General features: G+C 68.9%; 11 protein-coding genes. 7 read left to right on the forward strand and 4 right to left on the reverse strand.

All coding sequences use genetic code 11. The annotated features are described in order from the left end of the window. Window positions 1-15: 15 nt before the first annotated feature. Window positions 16-3594 (reverse strand): methionine synthase, encoded by a 3579-nt coding sequence (metH, locus tag JK358_RS05875; protein WP_201944553.1) that lies wholly within the window; start codon window positions 3592-3594, stop codon window positions 16-18. Between the two features lie 293 nt (window positions 3595-3887). Between metH and JK358_RS05880 the strand changes: the two genes are divergently transcribed. Then, the gene (locus JK358_RS05880) at window positions 3888-4781 is read left to right on the forward strand and encodes a PAC2 family protein (protein WP_201944555.1); all 894 of its coding nucleotides are present in this window, start codon (window positions 3888-3890) and stop codon (window positions 4779-4781) included. 274 nt (window positions 4782-5055) lie between these two features. Here JK358_RS05880 and JK358_RS39875 read toward each other — a convergent pair whose 3' ends face one another. Beyond that, window positions 5056-5190 carry a hypothetical protein gene (locus JK358_RS39875; protein WP_269811736.1) on the reverse strand — a complete coding sequence of 45 codons (135 nt, stop codon included), beginning with the start codon at window positions 5188-5190 and terminating at the stop codon, window positions 5056-5058. 38 nt (window positions 5191-5228) lie between these two features. Here JK358_RS39875 and JK358_RS05885 point away from each other — a divergent pair, with 38 nt between their 5' ends. Next, window positions 5229-5918, forward strand: a complete 690-nt coding sequence (locus JK358_RS05885) for a hypothetical protein (RefSeq protein ID WP_201944556.1) — start codon at window positions 5229-5231, stop codon at window positions 5916-5918. On the opposite strand, the gene JK358_RS05890 is transcribed toward JK358_RS05885, so the two are convergent. Continuing rightward, window positions 5820-6125, reverse strand: a complete 306-nt coding sequence (locus tag JK358_RS05890) for a hypothetical protein (RefSeq protein ID WP_201944559.1) — start codon at window positions 6123-6125, stop codon at window positions 5820-5822. The genes JK358_RS05885 and JK358_RS05890 overlap by 99 nt on opposite strands. A 244-nt stretch (window positions 6126-6369) precedes the next feature. On the opposite strand from JK358_RS05890, the gene JK358_RS05895 reads away from it, so the two are divergent. Both JK358_RS05895 and JK358_RS05900 read left to right on the forward strand, forming a co-directional pair. Then, entirely contained in the window at window positions 6370-7509 is a 1140-nt protein-coding gene (locus tag JK358_RS05895) for an XRE family transcriptional regulator (RefSeq protein WP_232850818.1), read from the forward strand. 26 nt (window positions 7510-7535) lie between these two features. Then, the gene (locus JK358_RS05900; RefSeq protein ID WP_201944563.1) at window positions 7536-8318 is read left to right on the forward strand and encodes a DUF2127 domain-containing protein; all 783 of its coding nucleotides are present in this window, start codon (window positions 7536-7538) and stop codon (window positions 8316-8318) included. Here the strand turns inward: JK358_RS05900 and JK358_RS05905 are convergent. Beyond that, complete coding sequence (locus tag JK358_RS05905) at window positions 8313-9965, reverse strand: ABC-F family ATP-binding cassette domain-containing protein (protein WP_232850819.1); 1653 nt, start codon at window positions 9963-9965, stop codon at window positions 8313-8315. The genes JK358_RS05900 and JK358_RS05905 overlap by 6 nt on opposite strands. Window positions 9966-10372: 407 nt before the next feature. On the opposite strand from JK358_RS05905, the gene JK358_RS05910 reads away from it, so the two are divergent. From JK358_RS05910 to JK358_RS05920, 3 genes are read left to right on the forward strand one after another with little or no spacing between them, the layout of a single operon-like run. After that, window positions 10373-12028, forward strand: coding sequence for a TIGR02677 family protein (locus JK358_RS05910; protein ID WP_307817379.1), 1656 nt, complete (start codon window positions 10373-10375; stop codon window positions 12026-12028). Next, window positions 12028-13446, forward strand: a complete 1419-nt coding sequence (locus tag JK358_RS05915) for a TIGR02678 family protein (RefSeq protein WP_201944566.1) — start codon at window positions 12028-12030, stop codon at window positions 13444-13446. Before JK358_RS05910 ends, JK358_RS05915 begins: the two co-directional genes overlap by 1 nt. Further along, a complete protein-coding gene (locus JK358_RS05920) occupies window positions 13446-17792 on the forward strand; it encodes a TIGR02680 family protein (RefSeq protein ID WP_201944567.1) in 4347 nt (1448 codons plus the stop codon). The genes JK358_RS05915 and JK358_RS05920 overlap by 1 nt, the downstream gene beginning before the upstream one ends. Window positions 17793-17930: the final 138 nt, after the last annotated feature.

Below are 17930 nucleotides of genomic sequence, written 5' to 3' on the forward strand. Positions count from 1 at the left end.
AAACTCTTGAAAAGACTAAGCGTTGAAGTACTTGGCTTCCGGGTGCAGCAGAACGAACGCATCCGTCGACTGCTCCGGATGCAGTTGCAACTCCTCCGACAGCATCACTCCGATCCGGCCCGCATCCAGCAGGTCAACGAGTTTCGCACGATCCTCCAGATCGGGGCATGCCCCGTAACCGAACGAGTACCGTGCGCCACGGTATCCGAGTTTGAAGTAGTCCAGCACGTCGGAAGGGTCGTCTTCGGCGACGGCGTGACCCTCCACCGTGAGTTCTTCCCGGATTCGCCGGTGCCAAAACTCCGCCAGGGCCTCGGTCAGCTGGACGCCGATGCCGTGCACCTCGAGGTAGTCGCGGTAATTGTTCTCCGCGAACAGCACATTGGCGAAGTCGGCAATGGGCTGACCCATGGTGACCAGCTGGAACGGCAGGACGTCCACCTGACCGGTCTGCTCGGCGAGTTCGCGGGAGCGGATGAAATCGGCGATGCAGAGGAACCGGTCGCGTTGCTGACGCGGGAAAGTGAACCGATACCGTTCCGGCGCATCGGGTTTCGGCTCGGTGAGAACAATCACATCGTCGCCCTCGGAGACCGCCGGGAAGTAGCCGTACACCACGGCGGCATGCTGGAGCACGCCCTCGGCGGTGAGCCGGTCCAGCCAATACCGCAGGCGCGGACGGCCTTCGGTCTCCACCAGCTCCTCATAGGACGGGCCGTCACCGCCGCGCTGACCGCGCAGCCCCCACTGGCCCAGGAACAACGCCCGCTCGTCCAGGGTCACCGAGTACTCGTTGACGGACAGGCCCTTCACGATGCGGGTCCCCCAGAACGGCGGGATCGCGACCGGCAGATCCGCGGCCACATCCGAGCGCTCCGGCACCTCGACCGGCGTCTCGGCGGCCTTGCGCTGCTCGGCGATTCGCTTGGAGCGCTCACGCCTGGCCTTACGTTCGGCGGCCTTCTCGCGTTCGGCGATGGCCTCGGGCGAATCCGGATCCGCGCCGCCGCCGCGCTTGCGGGTCATGATCTCGTCCATGAGCCGCAGGCCCTCGAAGGCGTCGCGCGCGTAGTGCACGTCACCGTCGTAGACGGCGGTCAGATCGTCCTCCACGTACGCGCGGGTGAGCGCCGCGCCACCGAGGAGCACCGGGAACTGTTGCGCGACACCGCGCGTGTTCATCTCCTCGAGGTTCTCCTTCATGATGACCGTGGACTTCACCAGCAGGCCGGACATGCCGACCACATCGGCCTTCTTGTCGGTGGCGGCGTCGAGGATGGCCGAGATCGGCTGCTTGATACCGATATTGACGACCTCGTAGCCGTTGTTGGACAGAATGATGTCCACCAGGTTCTTGCCGATGTCGTGCACATCGCCCTTGACGGTGGCCAGCACGATCCGGCCCTTGCCGGAATCGTCGGTGGCTTCCATATGCGGTTCCAGGTGCGCCACAGCGGTTTTCATGACCTCGGCCGACTGCAGCACGAAGGGCAGCTGCATCTGGCCGGAGCCGAACAGCTCGCCGACGGTCTTCATGCCCGACAGCAGCGTCTCGTTGATGATCTGCAGCGGCGGAACCTCCCGCATGGCCTCGTCGAGATCGACGTCCAGGCCGTTGCGGTCACCGTCGACGATGCGGCGCTCCAGCCGCTCGAACAGCGGCAGCGCCGCCAGCTCCTCGGCGCGCGAGGCCTTGGACGAGGCCGCGGACACGCCCTCGAACAGTTCCATGAGCTTGGCCAGCGGGTCGTAATCCTCGGTGCGGCGGTCGTAGACCAGATCGAGGGCGACCTCGCGCTGCTCCTCCGGAATCCGCGACATGGGCAGGATTTTCGAGGCGTGCACAATGGCCGAATCCAGACCGGCCTGCACGCACTCGTGCATGAACACCGAGTTCAGCACCTGGCGCGCGGCGGCGTTCAGACCGAAGGAGATATTCGACAGACCCAGTGTGGTCTGCACCTCGGGATGTTTGCGCTTGAGCAGCCGGATGGCCTCGATGGTTTCGATGCCGTCCTTGCGCGACTCCTCCTGACCGGTACCGAGGGTGAAGGTCAGGGTGTCGATGATGATGTCGGACTCCTGCAGGCCCCAGTTGCCGGTGATATCGGCGATGAGACGCTCGGCGATCTCCACCTTCTTCTCGGCGGTGCGCGCCTGGCCCTCCTCGTCGATGGTCAGGGCCACCACGGCCGCACCGTGTTCGGCGACCAGCGCCATGGTCTGCTGGTAGCGCGATTCCGGGCCGTCGCCGTCCTCGAAGTTCACCGAGTTGATGGCGCAGCGACCGCCCAGATGCTCCAAACCGGCCTTCAGCACCGGGGTTTCGGTGGAGTCGAGCATGATCGGCAGGGTGGAGGCGGTGGCCAGGCGCGCGGCCAGCTCGGCCATATCGGCGGTGCCGTCGCGGCCCACGTAGTCCACGCACAGGTCGAGCATGTGCGCGCCGTCGCGGGTCTGGTCCTTGGCGATGTCGACGCACTTCTGCCAGTCGCCGGCCAGCATGGCATCACGGAAAGCCTTGGAGCCGTTGGCATTCGTGCGCTCGCCGATCATCATGATCGAGGCGTCCTGCTCGAACGGGACCGAGGTGTAGATCGACGACACGCTCGGCTCGTGGGCGGGCTCGCGCACGGCCGGAGTGACCTCGCGCACCGCCTCGGCCACCTGGCGGATGTGCTCGGGGGTGGTGCCGCAGCAGCCGCCGACCAGGGCCAGTCCGAACTCGGAGACGAACTGCACCATGGACACCGCCAATTCCTCGGCGGTGAGCGGGTATTCGGCCCCGTTCGCGCCCAGGATGGGCAGACCGGCGTTGGGCATGACCGACACCGGCAGCGTGGCGTGCTTGGACAGATGACGCAGATGCTCGCTCATCTCGTCCGGGCCGGTGGCGCAGTTCAGCCCGATCATGTCGATGCCGAGGTTCTCCAGCGCGGTGAGCGCCGCGCCGATCTCGGAGCCGACCAGCATGGTGCCGGTGGTCTCCATGGTCACGTGCGTGATGATCGGAATGCGGCGACCGGCCTGGACCATGGCGTGGTGGCTGCCGACGACGGCGGCTTTCACCTGGAGCAGGTCCTGGCAGGTCTCCACCAGAATCGCGTCCGCGCCGCCGTCGAGCATGCCGAGCGCGGCCTCGGTGTAGGCGTCGCGCAGGGAGTGATACGGCGCGTGACCGAGGGTCGGCAGCTTGGTGCCGGGACCCATCGACCCCAGTACATAGCGCGGGGTGCCGTCGGCGGACGGCCCCATCTCGTCGGCGACCTCACGCGCCAGACGAGTGCCGCGCTCGGACAGATCGCGGATCCGGTCCTGGATGTCGTAGTCGGCGAGGTTGGGCAGATTGCAGCCGAAGGTATTGGTCTCGACCGCGTCCGCACCCGCCTCGAAGTACGCGCGGTGAATATGTCGCAGCACGTCAGGGCGGGTTTCATTGAGAATCTCATTGCAGCCCTCGAGGCCGCGGAAATCGTCGAGAGTCAGATCCGCGGCCTGCAACATGGTGCCCATCGCACCGTCCCCGATCACAACACGCCGTCTGAGCGTGTCCATTAGGGTGGTGTCGAATTCGGCGCGGCTGCGTACTGACATGTACTCAAGAGTAAAGGGAGCAGCGGACAATCCACGCCCCGGTCCAGCGCACCGGCCCCACAGTCACCACACCCTCCGGTTCAACCACCGCGGCCTCGGCCCACAGCCACCACACCCTCATGGTTCGCGGCCGTCTCGATTCTGGACCGACGGAGCGGGGGAGCGAAGCGGAGGAGCGGAGGAGGGAAGAATCGAGACCTCAGGGCCGCGAACCCGCCCGGAGCGAAGCGCAGGGCAATCGGATACAGTGCGTCGCTGGCGCGTCAATCGACGGCACACCGTAGGCTGACCGGGTGAACGCCAGTGAATCCCCGGTGCCACCCGATTCGGACCTGCCTACGCTGCGGGATCCGGTGCTCGTCGCCGCCTTCGAGGGGTGGAACGACGCGGCCGACGCGGCCAGTGGCGCGGTCGAACATCTGGAGCTGATCTGGGACTCGCAGCCGCTGGCGGAGCTGGACTCCGAGGACTACTACGACTATCAGGTGAACCGGCCCACCGTGCGCCAGGTGGACGGGGTCACGCGCGAGATCCAGTGGCCGTCGACCATGCTCTCGGTGTGCTCGCCCCCCGGCAGTGATCGCGATGTGGTGCTGCTGCGCGGGGTCGAACCGAATATGCGGTGGCGCAGCTTCTGCAACGACCTGCTCGAATTCGTGGAGCAGCTCGGGGTGTCCACCGTGGTCATCCTGGGTGCGCTGCTCGCCGACACCCCGCACACCCGGCCGGTGCCGGTGACGGGCACCGCCTACAGCAAGGAAGCCGCCGAGCGGTTCAACCTCGAGCAGACCCGCTACGAGGGGCCGACCGGCATCACCGGCGTACTCCAGGACGCCTGCGTGCGCGCCGGGGTGCCCGCTATCTCCTTCTGGGCCGCCGTGCCGCACTACGTGTCGCAGCCGCCGAACCCGAAGGCGGTCATCGCGCTGCTGCACCGCGTGGAAGATGTGCTCGATGTCGAGGTTCCGCTGGGCGGCCTGCCCGAACAGGCCGAGGAGTGGGAGGCCACGGTCAACGAGATGACCACCGGTGATGAGGAGATCGCGGAGTACGTGCGCTCGCTGGAGGAGCGCGGCGACGCCGAGATCGATCTCAACGACGCCATGGCCAAGATCGACGGCGACGCCATCGCGGCGGAATTCGAGAAGTACCTGCGCCGGCGCGGGCGCGGCGGCTTCGGCCTCTGATACACCGGTCGCGCAATCGCGCAGTCTCCGATCACCATTCGGCCATGGCGGCGGTCACAGTGAGAGCTGATCGCCGCCATGGATCGAATGACCTCGCCACGGATCGTCGAGCATCTGCGCGGATTCGGCGACCAACCGGCGGTCCGGACGAACCGGGGCAATCGCCGGGCCGCCCGTCCGCCGCCTGGTGGCGCCGGCCGCCCGCAACGACATCGGTTCGCTCGTAGCGTATCTCGGCGCGTTGGAGGCAGAATGCGTCGTGCCGCTGGCGAATTCACTCGGCGACGAGCTCGTGCGCGTCCACGACCCGGATATCGCCCTCGAGGCCCGCGTGGACGGCGCGACACCCGAGCCGCGGGTGCGCCGCGACGGCTCGGCACACACCCTGCACCCGGAACTGCAGTCCCATACACCTTCGAGCTGCTCGAGCGCATAGGTTTCGAGCGAATGTCCTTACCCTCTTCGAGGTACATCACCCAGGCCGGCGGCAGACTCGCCCCCGAGCGGGTTCGCCACCACGCCCGGCTCGCCGCCCGAATGGCCTACCTCGATACCTCGACGCTGCTGCGGGCGGTGGCCATCCTCGCCGTACTCGGCTCGCGCATCGGGCTTTTCGTGCCGTGGGGCGGGGCGCATGTGCTGCCGGCGGTGGTGGGGTACAACTTCGCGCGTTTCGCGGTGACCAGTGCGCCCGCGGTGCGGCGAATGCGCACCACCGCACGGACTCTCGCGCTCATCGCGGTGCCGACCGCCGTCTGGGTGCTGCTGACGCTGCCGTTCAGCGACTATTACGGCTGGCAGAATGTGCTGCTGCTCAACAAGATTCTGTATCTGCTGCACTGGCAGGTGTATCCGCTGTTCGGCGAGCAGCACGTGGCCGCGCTGGTGGTGTCGCCGGCGGCCGGGGTCACGGCCGCGCGACTGGTGGCGCTGACACGGAATGCTGCTGTGGCGCGGAGTGTCAGGAGCGGAAAACCGGGGTCCAGCCGGTGGATGCTCCTTCGACCGGACCGGTCGGTGGTCTCTCGACCGGACCGGTCAGTGTTCCACGGCCCAGATCTGGGCCGCCGCCTCGTGCGCCAGTTTCGCGATCAGCAGATCGCGCGGAATCGTCTGGCCGGCAAGGTGATCGAGTGACGGGACCACGACGTGGTGCGCATCGGCACGCTTGAGTTCGGCGGTCAGCTCCGCAAACGCGGTGCCATCGCCAGGGGTCGACTCATGGAACGTGGCGGCGAAGCACAATCCTGCCGATTGGGCCAGGCTGGTCATGGCGTTCTCCAGCTCTTCGCTGCGGCCATCGGCCAGATCGTCACGCACGTACCCATAGATCAACGCTTCCACCCGAACCTCCGTTGGATTGGGGATCGCTGTTCTGAAGTGTGCCCGTCTCGAGTGTGGCGTACTCGTAAATGCAATTGCAGATGTCAACCCACTGACATCCAGGTGCCCTATCCGGGTCCATCGATCGTTAACTGGTGAGATACTACAGAGCGTGTCCGCTGGTGATGATCGACCTGTCTGGGCTGTCCGAATGCGCGCTGAACGCGATGCTCGGGGGTGGTCACAAGCCGACGCGGTGCGCGCGATGCGCGGGAAATCCACCCACAATCTCCCCACCGACAGCACACTGCTGCGCAATTGGCGGCGCTGGGAATCCGGCGAATCCCGCCCGGACGACTTCTACGCGCCGATCATCGCGGCGGCATTCGACACGGTCACGGCCGCCTTTTTCCCCAAGGCCCGGCCCAACCGCGACGATGAGCTGCTCTCGGCCACGGGGATGGACACCCTGGAGTTCATCGGCAGGCTGCGCATGTCCGATGTGTCCTCGGCGACGCTGGACGCCATCCGCATCACCGCCGATCGGCTCTGTTCGGAGTACCCCTGCTGCGACCCGCACGAGCTGCATGCCGAGGGCACGGCGTGGCTGCGCCGCATCACGTCCCTACTGGACGGACGACTGACACTCGCCCAGCATCGTGAAGTTCTCGTACTGGCCGGTTGGGTCGCACTCCTGGTCGGCTGCGTCGACTACGACCTGGGCTGGCGCACCGCCGCCGAGGCCACCCGCCGGGCCGCCCTGTCCCTGGGCCAGGAGGCCGAGCACGCCGAAATCATCGGCTGGGGTGCGGAAATGGCCGCTTGGTTCGCTCTGACCCAGGCGAACTATCGCGGGGCCATCGAAACGGCCGAGGGCTCGTTCGCCGCCACCGGGAATCTCGGCGTCGGCGTCCAGCTGGCCGCCCAGCGCGCCAAGGCGTGGGCGCGCCTCGGCGACCGCCGCGAGGTGGAAAAGGCGCTCGCCCAAGGCCGTTCGATCTTGGATAAATTGGACCATCCTGCCAATGTGGACAATCATTTCGTGGTCGATCCGCAGAAGTTCGACTTCTACGCCATGGACTGCTGCCGGGTTGCCGGAGATGATCGTGAAGCGGAAAGTTATGCCCGCCAAGTAATTCTGAGTTCAACCCGACCGGACGGAACTATTCGCAAACCCATGCGCGTCTCCGAAGCCCATCTCACCCTCGCGGTGGTAGCCGTCCGCGATCGCAATCTCGAGCTCGCACTCGACGAGGGCATGCGCGCATTTGCCGGAAAGCGCCGCTCCCTTCCCTCACTCATGTGGATAGCCGGTGAAACCGCGCGCGAAATGATCGAACGCTTCCCCGGCGACCCCCGCACCCGCACCTACCTCGACCAGCTGCGCGCCCTGGCCGCCGGATAACGGACACGCCAGCTACTCTCCAGCACATGGACTTCAGTCTGTGGAAGTGCGCGCTCTCCGGCCACGAGACCTACGCCCCGGACGAACCCGAACTCGCCGCCCGGCTGCATGTCACCACCCCGGCCGGGGGCACCTGGCGCTGTCTGCGCTGCGGCGACTTCGTCCTCGGCGAGCCGCGCGGGCACGGCCCCGCCGACAGCGCCCCCGAGGTCCCGCGCGGCCGGCTGCTGCGCGACCGCTTCATCATGCGACTGCTGGCCGCCGAGCGCCTGCTGCGCGCCCTGGTCCTGATCCTGCTCGGCCTGGGCGTGCTGAAGCTGCGCGGCTCCCAGGACCGCTGGAAAGGCAAGTGGGAGGAGGAGTTCCCGCTCATCGAACAGCTCGCCGACCAGATCGGCTGGAACCCCGACCATTCCAAGATCGTCGGATGGATCGACCGCGCCTTCAGCTTCACCCCGAAAACCCTCGCCTGGGTCGCGGTGGCCCTGTTCGCCTACGCCGCAATCCAAATCATCGAGGCGGTCGGCCTCTGGCTGGTGAAACGCTGGGGCGAATACTTCGCCGTCATCGCCACCAGCATCTTCCTTCCCCTCGAGATCTACGAGCTCACCGAGAAGGTCACCGTTCTGCGCGTCGGCGCGCTGGTGGTGAACCTGGCCGCGGTCACCTGGCTGCTCTGGTCCAAGCGTCTGTTCGGCCTCAACGGCGGCGCACGCTCCTACTACGCCGAGCACCACACCGAGAGCCTCCTCACCGTGGAACGCGCCGCCGCGGCCGCCGAAGCTCCCGCACCCCACCGGAATTCATGATCGAGGAACGCTGCGGGTGGTGACGGCGGCCGCGAGGGTGAGGGTGGGCCAGGTGCGGACGTCGCGGCGGAGTTGGCGGTCGTGCGTGGCGATCACCACGGCGGCTCGCGTCGCGCCCAGCGCCTCGGTGAGCTCGTCCACCAGGGTGATGGACAGGTGGTTGGTGGGCTCGTCGAGCAGGAGGGCGTGCGGGCGGGCCGCCAGGGCGCAGGCGAGGTCCAGGCGGCGCTGCTGACCCATGGAGAGGTCACCGACTGGTTTGTTCTGTTCACGGGAGCTCAGCAGGCCCAGGGCGGACAGGCCGAGGACCTCGTCCGCACGGAGCAGGCCCGCCGTCACCAGCCGCGCGGTGTGCGCGGCGTAGACGTCACGGGCGCGGCGGTGTAGCGGGTGCCGGGATTCTTGCTGTAGCAAGTGGATTCGCGCCTTGCGCGCCCGATGCAGCTGTCCCGCAGTCGGTTCCAGCGTGCCCGCGAGCACGGCCAGCAGGGTGGACTTGCCGGTACCGTTGTCGCCGGTGATCACCAGACGATCGCCCGAATCCAGGGACAGATCGACCGGGTCGGTGAGACGCCCGTCGACCTGAACCTGATCCGTGCGGACCAGGGTCACGCCCGGCGCCGCGGGCAATTCGGGCATGGTGAAGCGTTGCGGCGGGGTCGGCGCGGTGATCCGATGGCGATCCAGCTCGTCCTGGCGGCGGTGCACCGCGCGGGCCAGCGAGCCGGCGCGGGTGGCCCGCGCATGCTTACCGGTGCCCTTCTCGGGACGCCAGCCGGAGACCAAACGGTTCTGCGCTTCGGACAGATCCTGGGCGAGCCTGGTCTGTTCGGACTGCTGCTGTGCGTATTCGTGCTCCCAGCGGTCCCTTTCGGCCGCGCGGCCCTCGCGGTATCCGGCGTAGCCGCCGCCGTACACGCGCGGCAGACCGTCCCGGGTCGGATCCAGGTCGAGGAGGGTGTCGGCCACGTCGGACAGCAGGGCCCGATCGTGGCTGACGATCACCACCGCGCCGGGATACGCCCGCAGGCGGCTCGTCAGGAATTCCAGGGCGGACAGGTCGAGATGATTGGTCGGCTCGTCCAGGAGCAGGAAATCGTCGCCCGCGGAGAGCAGGACGGCGAGGCGTACGCGATAGCGCTGCCCCACCGACAGCGTCGCGAGCGGACGGGTGCGATCGGTCTGTGCTCCCAGGCCCTCGAGCGCCACATCGACGCGCCGGTCGGCATCCCAGGCGTCCAGGATCTGCACGAGATCCAGTGCGGCGCTGTATTTCTCGTCGGAACCGGGCACGCCGTCCGCGAGTTCGGCTGTGGCGTCGTCGAGTTCGCGCAGGGCAGCGCGCGCGGCGGCGAGGTGCCCGTCGATGACGTCGCCGACGGTGCGCTCGTCCTGGTCGGGCATTTCCTGGGTGGCCAGGGCCAGCGAGCCGATGCGTTGCACGCGGCCTTCGTCCGAGGTGAGCAGTCCGGCCAGGACCTGCAGCAGCGTGGATTTGCCGCGGCCGTTCTCGCCGACGATCGCCCACCGGGAACCCGGGGAGACGGTCAGGTCGACGCCGTCGAGCACGACGGTCTCGCCGCGCTGCACGCGGACCGCGGAACAGGTCAATTGCGCCCGGGAACGGGCAGGGTGATTGTGCGTCATGGTCTTCCTCCGGGCACCCGTCATCCACGAGAGGTGGGAAGGGGTGTGCCGTCGTCGATGAGGCGCGCCGCGGGCGCGCGAGGACATCGAGGCGGGCCAGTACCCGTCCGCAGGGCGGACGTGGGCCCGGAGGGATCAGCCGAAGTAGAGATATTGCACGAGCGGACCCTAGCAAGGTCGCGTCGCGCACCCAAGTCATTTATGGGGGTTTCGGTGCCGTGGGCCACACCCGACCTGCATTCATGTCGGATTCGCGTGAAAGATCGGGATCTGGCACGCCGACACCCGGCGCAATTCCGAACCGGTCGGCAGGCAGTACTACTCTTCGTCCGGTGACCGAGTCCGCTGACGAATTGCTGCCCGACCCCACCGGGGCCGGCGGTGAGGAGATCCCGCATGCCGACCGGCTGCGGCTGTTCTCGTTCGCCACGGCCGAGAAACGGGGGGACTACCTGTGGGTGCTGCGGGCCTTCGATACCGCGCGGGCCGCGTACGTGGTGCTGCTGCACGCATCCGACGTGGTGGAGACGCTCAATCGTTGCCCGGGTGCGCCGACGCTGACGCCCACCGAGGTGGGACCGCTGCTGGAACAGCTGCATCAGTGGGGGGTGCTCGAGCGCAGCTATGACGGGACGCGGGCGGCGACGCTGGCCGAGTACCGCAACCGGCACTTCGTGTATCAGTTCTCGCAGGCCGGATATCAGGCGTACCGGGCGGTCTCGGATGTGCTGGAGGCACGGCTGGATGAGGCCGCGCTGTCGCGGCTGGTGCTGCCGGAACTGCTGGCGGATCTGCACACCCTGGCCGAGGCGAACCGGACCGGGGACGCGCCGCGCGTGTACCGGGTGCTGAACCGGCTCGACCGGGCGCTGTCGGATCTTGCGGAGCGGGCCGCGCACTTCTATCTGACGCTGGGCGATCTGGTGCGCACCACCGAGACGACGCCGGAAGCCTTTCTCGCGCACAAGGATGCGCTGCTGGCGCATATGCGCGAGTTCTCCATGGATCTGGCGCGGTTCGCGCCGCGACTGGCCACGGCGATTCTCGAGGTCGAGGACACCGGGGTGGACGATCTGATCGACCGGGCCGCGCGGGTCGACGAACGGGTGCTGCTCAATCACGCTGAGCGGGAAGCGGATTGGCGGGCCCGCTGGCACGGGCTGCGGGCCTGGTTCGTGGCCGACGGCGAGACCGGGCTCACCGAGTGCGAGCGGCTGCGCGAGGCCACCATGAGCGCCATCGCGGCCGTGCTGTCGCTGCTGCGCCGCGTCACCGAAACCCGCAAGGGCGGGGTGAGCCGCGAATCCGCGCTGCGGCACCTGGCCGGCTGGTTCACCGCCGCGCCGACCGCCGATGCCGCGCACGCCCTCTACGACGCCGTCTTCGGCCTCGGCAGACCCCGGCACCTGGCCATGCAGCATCCCGACGCGGATGTCATTCCCGCGATCCGATCCTGGTGGGACGCACCGCCTTTGGAGATCGCCCGCACGCTCGCCGAAACCGGCCGCCCGCCCACCCCCGGCGCGCCGGCCCGCCTGCAGCGCAATGACGCGGGCATCCGCCGCCTGCGCCAGGCCCAGCTGGACGTGCAGCGCGCCCGCGCCGAGGCCGCCCGCTCCCTGGCCTCCGCCGACGTGCACGACCGCGTCCTCAACGAGGGCGAGACCGAGGTCCTGCTCAAACTCATCGACGCCGCCTCCACCGCCTGGGTCCCCGTCAACGGCCGCGTCCCGGGCACCACCGGCACCGACAACGGCGTCACCCTCACCGTCTCCGAATGCGAGGGCTCCACCGTCATCCACACCTCCCGCGGCCTGCTCCACCTCAACGGCCGCCGCCTCACCGTGCGCGAGAACACTTCCGCGCGAAGGAATTCCGCGACCCGAGCAGCAGGCGATGCGCCCCCGCGAAAGCCGAAAGCCCCGACCGGGCACGCCGAAGCGCTCGCGGCCGACTCCGCAGCGACAGCAGCCGAGGCGACAGCGGTAGCGGCGGCAGCCGAGGCGTCGGAGGTCGCAGCGGCGGGGGCGGTCGGCGGCGGCGACGTCGGGGTGGTGGGCTGATGCACGCGCGGAGTATCGATTCGCTGGCGCTGGACAGTTATCAGCGGGCGGCGCGGGTGGTGCTCGCGAATCATCTGATCACGCGGACGTATCCGGATCGGATCGCGCTGCCGTTGATTCGGCGGTGGGCGACGGAGTTGCGGGAGGATCTGGCCGAGCTGTTCGGGTATCGGCTGGAGGTCACCGAGACCACCGCGCGGCTGTTCCCGGTGCTGGATCGGCTGGAGTCGGGGCGGCCCGCGCGGACCACCGGGGATCGGGTGTTCGATCGGCGGCGGTACGCGTACCTGGCGCTGGCGCTGGCGGCGCTGGGGCGGGCCGGGGATCAGATCACGTTGTCGGAGTTGGCCGATCAGGTGGCCGCGTACACCGAGCGGGTGGACGGGCTGGAGCTGGCCTCGGACAAGGCCGCCGATCGGGATGCGTTCGTGGATGCCATCGGCTGGCTGGCGGCGCGCGGCGCGGTGACCCTCGCCGATGGTGACGCGGGTGGCTGGGCGAGCGATCCGGAGGCCGGGGAGGCGCTCTATGACATCGATCGGTCGGTGGTGTTCGCGCTGTTCCGGCCGCCGCGGGCGCTGCAGCATCTGAACAGCGTCGCCGGACTGCTCGGGGAGGAGGCGGGCGGAGCCGATACCCGCTCCCCCGCACTGGCTCTGGCGGCGCGCAAGGTGCGCCGCGCGCTGGTGGAGCAGCCGGTGGTGTACGCCGACGAGCTCGAGGGCGCGGAACGGGAACTGCTGGCGCAGGAGAAGTTCGTGACCGAGGTCGAGCTGCTGACCGGGCTGCGGGCCGAGCGGCGCGCGGAGGGCGTGGCGCTCATCGACAGTTCGGGGCGGCTCACCGATGTGCGGTTCCCGGGCACCGGGACGCTCGCGCAGGTGGCGCTGCTGCTGGCCGGTGAGATCGCCGATCTGGTGCTGGATCTCGACAATCCGGTCGCGCGGCGGGTGCGACCGGAGCGGCCGCTCACCGATCTCGTGGAGCAGCTCGACAGCGCGATTCCCTCCGGCACGGTGTTCACGCCGCTCGCCGATCCGCTGGATTTCTTCGCCCCGCACGAGGATTCGGCGGACGACGACGCGGAGGAACCGGAGATTCCGGACTTCCCGTTCATCGAATCCTCCTGGATCCGCGACACCGTGCAGATGCTCACCGGCCGCTACGGCAATACCTTCGCCGCCCAGTGGCAGGCCGATGTGCCCGGCCTCACCGCCGAGGTGGTGTCGCTGCTGGAGAAGCTGCGGCTGGTGGAACTGGTGGACGGCGGGTTACTGATCCTGCCCGCGCTGGCCCGCTATCGCGGGGCCATCGTCACCATCCGCACCCGCGCGGAAACCGAATTGTTCGTCTCACCAACGGAAATCGGCGGCGTCGCCGAGGACGCGAGCTCCGCGGAGAAGGGATCGGGGAACTGATGACCGACGTCATTCACGGTGGAGTCCGGTTCGTCCCGACCCGCGCGGGCATCGTCAACCTGTGGGACTACCGCGATCAGGAGTTCTGCTTCGGCGACGGCCGGCTGGTGCTGCGCGGCCCCAACGGCTCCGGCAAGACCAAGGCGCTCGAGGTGCTGTTCCCGTTCGTGCTGGACGGCCGCATCGAGCCGCGCCGGCTCAACCCGTTCGCGGGTGAAGAACGCACCATGAAGTCGAATCTGCTGTACCGCAAGCAGGAATCGGCGTACTCGTACGTGTGGATGGAGTTCGCACGCGGCAGCTGGAGCGATCCGGAGACGGTGACCATCGGCATCGGCATGCGCGCCACCCGCTCCTCCGACAAGGTGACCCGCTGGTACTTCGTGGCGGACGGCCGTGTGGGCGTGGACTTCTCGCTGCTCGGCCCCGACGACCGCCCGCTGACCCGCAAGCAGCTGGCCGAGCAGATCGGCGGCGACGCCATCGTGGACCGGCCGGTGGAGTACCGCAACGCCATCGACGCCCGCATGTTCGGGCTCGGCCAGCAGCGCTACGACCAGCTCATCAATCTGATCCTCACGCTGCGCCGCCCGCAGCTGGCCAAGAACCTGGACCCGCGCGGACTCTCGCAGGCCCTGACCGACGGCCTGCGCCCGCTCGACGAGCAGCTCATCCTGGACGCGGCCCGCTCCTTCAGCGATATGGAGGAGGTCGGCCGCACCCTGGAGGGCCTGGTCCAGGCCGACTCCGCCACCCGCGCCTTCGTCGGGGTCTACCGCAAATACCTTGCCGTGCAGGCGAAAACCGATGTCGATCAGGTGCGCACCCGTCTGGACGCGGTGACGCACGCCGGCACCGCCCTGCACGCCGCCGCGGCCCTGCGCAAACGCCGCGACACCGAGCGCGCCGCCGCCGAAACCCGCGCGGAGGACGCCGACCGCGCCTACGAGCAGGCCCTGTCCGACCGCGAAACCCTGCAGCGCTCCAGCGCTTACGAGGGCAAACAGCAACTCGACGATCTCGCCGACGCCGTGCGCCGTCTGGAAGCCTCCGCCGCGGTCCACCGCGACAAGGCCACCAAGGCCGGCCAGACCGTCGACCAGCGCGCCGAGGAATCCGAACGCGCGCAGGCCACCATCCAGCACGCCGCCTCCGCCCTCGCCCGCGGCGAGGACGAACTCCGCTCCGCCGCGGAGGAAGCCGGTATCAACTGGTCCGCCCTGCCCGAACAGGCCCGCGCCGACCAGCTCACCACCACGGTCCGCTCGCACGCCGAGGAACGCGACGCCGATGTCCGCGCGGTCCGTCGCGCCCTGACCCTGGTCGACGCCGCCGTCACCGAACGCACCCGCGCCGAACGAGCCACCCAGCGCGCCACCGAACTCCGTGACGCCGCGGCGGCGGATCTGGCGCAGGCCGAAGCGGCCGTCACCCTGGCCCGCTCGGATTCGGCTGCCGCCCTGCGCGACTGGTGGGAGACCAACCGCGAGGTCTACTCCCCCATTCGCGATGGCCTGTTCGAGGCCCTCGACGCGGCACTGGCCCAGGCCGGCACCGAGCAGCTCGGCGACACTGCCGCAACGAAACCGAAGGGAACCGGGCGGGCCGGCGAGGCCGCCGCCGATCTCGCCACACCCGCGACTCCGGCCGAAGTGCTCGCCGAACGGACCGAACCGCTGACCGAGGAGATCCGGGCACGCAGGCAGGAGGCGCGCGTGGTCGCGACCGCCGCCGCGGCGCGGGCCGAGGAGCTGCGGACCGAGCGGGAGCGGGTGGCTGCCGAACGAGATGACGCGCCACCGGCTTTCGCGGCCCGCATCGGGGATCGCGACGGGTGGGACGGTGCGCCGCTGTGGCGGCTGGTGCGTTTCGCCGACCATGTGACCGCCGCCGAAGCGGCCGGTATCGAAGCCGCGCTGCAGGGTGCGAATCTGCTCGACGCGTGGGTGTGCGCGGGTGAGATTCCGGCGCATGCGTCGGATCAGTTCCTGACACCGCTGCCACCGCGAGCCCGGCCGGCGGGGCGGACGCTGGCCGATGTGCTTGTGGTCGAGGATGATTCCGACGCGCTCACCGTGCCGCGCGAGACCGTCGCCGACATCCTGGCCTCCATCGCGCTGCCGCAGGGACAGGACGGCACCGGCAAGAGCGGCTCGCCGGACTCGGCGGGTGCGCACCGGCTGCCCGTGCCGCTGCTGACGGGCCTGGAATCCGATGCGGGGATCGCCCTCTCGGCGGATGGGCGGTACCGGCAGGGCGTGCAGGTGGGGCGGCATCACAAGGAGGATGCCGAGTTCATCGGGACCACCGCGCGGGCGCGGCGGCGGGAGTTGCGGCTGGCCGAGTTGGCCGCCGCGATCGAGAACGCGGCGGCCTCGGCCGCGCAGGCGCAGGCGGAGGAGCAGGCCGCCACCGAGGAGCTGGCGCGGATTTCGGCTGCCGCCAAGGCGCTTCCGCGCACGACCGCGGTGACCTCGGCTCTGCGGGCGGTGTCCGAGGCGGCGGGCATGCTGCGGTCGCGGTCGGAGGCGGCGGCGCAGGCGGAGCGGGATCTCGATCAGGCGGTCGCCGAATACGGGGCGGCGGACAAGAAGGTGCGGGCCATCGCGGCTGATCACAAAGCGCCGCGGGATCCGGCCGAGTTGGATGCGCTGGCTGCGGCGGTGCGGCATTTCGAGAATGCCGGGACGGCGCTGCTGCGGTTGCGTGGGGATCATCAGCGCGAGCACGAGCGGGCGCGGGAGGCCGGTGACCGGTTGCTCGAGGCCCGGGATCTGGCGGAGGCGTTCGCGGAGGAGGCGGAGGCGGCCAAGTCCGGATACGAAGAGCAGCTGCGGAAATTGGAGACGCTGCGGGAGGCGCTCGGGGCCGGGGCGGCCTATATCGATCGGGAGCTCGAGGCCGCGCGGGAGAAGATCGACGCGGCGCGCGCGGAGCAGAAGGCCGCGCGCAAGGCCGCGCACGAGGCCATCGAGGGGGTGGGCACCGCGGAGGGGGCGCATCGGGCGGCGCATGACACGCTCGGGACCGCGTTGACCGAATTGCTGTCTGATGTGCGGCATTTGGCCCCGTATGCGCGGCCGGATCTGCTCAGTCTGCTGGGCGCGCCGGTGGACAGCCGCTGGCCCAGCAGCGAGGCGGCGTGGTCCACGCCCGAGCAGTTGCTCTACCGCATCGAGAACGCCGAGCCGGAACAGGAGCTGCGCGTGCTGCCCGACGAGGTGGCCGAGCTGTTCGAGAATCTGGCCGCCGCAACGGGTTCGGTGCGGGCGGGTGAGGCGGCGCGCAAGTCGACGCGGACCGCCGTCACCACGGCATTGCAGGAGTTCGATGCCGCACTGGCCGCGGCCCGGCAGGACTACCGCCTGCACTGGGATGCCGCCGACGGGCTGACCGTGGTGCAGGTGCACGATGAGCACGGGCTGTCCGCCGTGGCCGATTTCGCCGAGCGCATCGGCGCGGCGCGCAAGGATCAGGAGCTGCTGCTCACCGATTCCGAGCGCCGCATCCTGGAGGATGCGCTGCTCACCGGCCTGGCCCAGCAGATCTACGAACGCACCTGCGACGCACGCGAACTCATCTCCCGGATGGGTTCGGAGATGAAGCAGCGCCGGATGTCCTCGGGCAACACCATCGGCGTGCACTGGGTGCTCGCCGACACCCTGCCCGAGCCCGCCCGTGCGGTCTGCAAGTTGCTGGACCGCGGCGCATCCGAGCTCTCGCACGACGATTTGTCCACTATTCGCGCGCATTTCGCCGCGGAGATCCGCGCGGCCCGCGCGGCGCATCCGGAGCGCTCCTTCCCGGAGATCCTGGCAACCACGCTGGATTACCGTTCCTGGCGCGTATTCTCGTTCACCATCATCACCGCCGACGGCACGGAGGACCGGCTCACGGTCGCCCGGCACAGCGCCCTGTCCGGTGGCGAGCAGTCGGTGTCGCTGCATCTGCCGTTGTTCGCGGCCGCTCATGTGATGCTGGATTCGGCCGATCCGCAGGCCCCGCGGCTGCTGGCGCTGGACGAGGCGTTCGCCGGCGTCGACGACAACGGGCGAAGCGAACTTCTCGGACTCAGTGTGCAATTCGACCTGGATCTGTTCATGACCGGTTACGACCTGTGGATCACCTACCCGCATGTGCCGGGCTGCGCGCACTACGATCTGGCGCATTCGGCGGCCGAGAACACGGTCAGCGCAACGCTGCTCGTGTGGGATTCCGCGGATTTGCTGGCCGAGCACGACGGTTCGGATCTGACGGCCGCGCTCGGATCGCCCAATCGCCGCCGTCTGCCGCATGGTCTCGAAGGTGCAATCCCCCTGGACGCGGAGCTGGAACTCACGTCGTAGTCGCGTTTCCGGTTAGCTAAATCCGCGTGTCGCGGCGCGACACTCCGTAACGATTGGACCATCGGCAAATGAACAGTTTCGCCGATGGGCCTTCATCGACTAAAAATGTTCTCCGTGCCGATCCGAACCGAGATCACC

This window comes from Nocardia acididurans, from assembly GCF_016741815.1.
Taxonomy (GTDB): domain Bacteria; phylum Actinomycetota; class Actinomycetes; order Mycobacteriales; family Mycobacteriaceae; genus Nocardia; species Nocardia acididurans.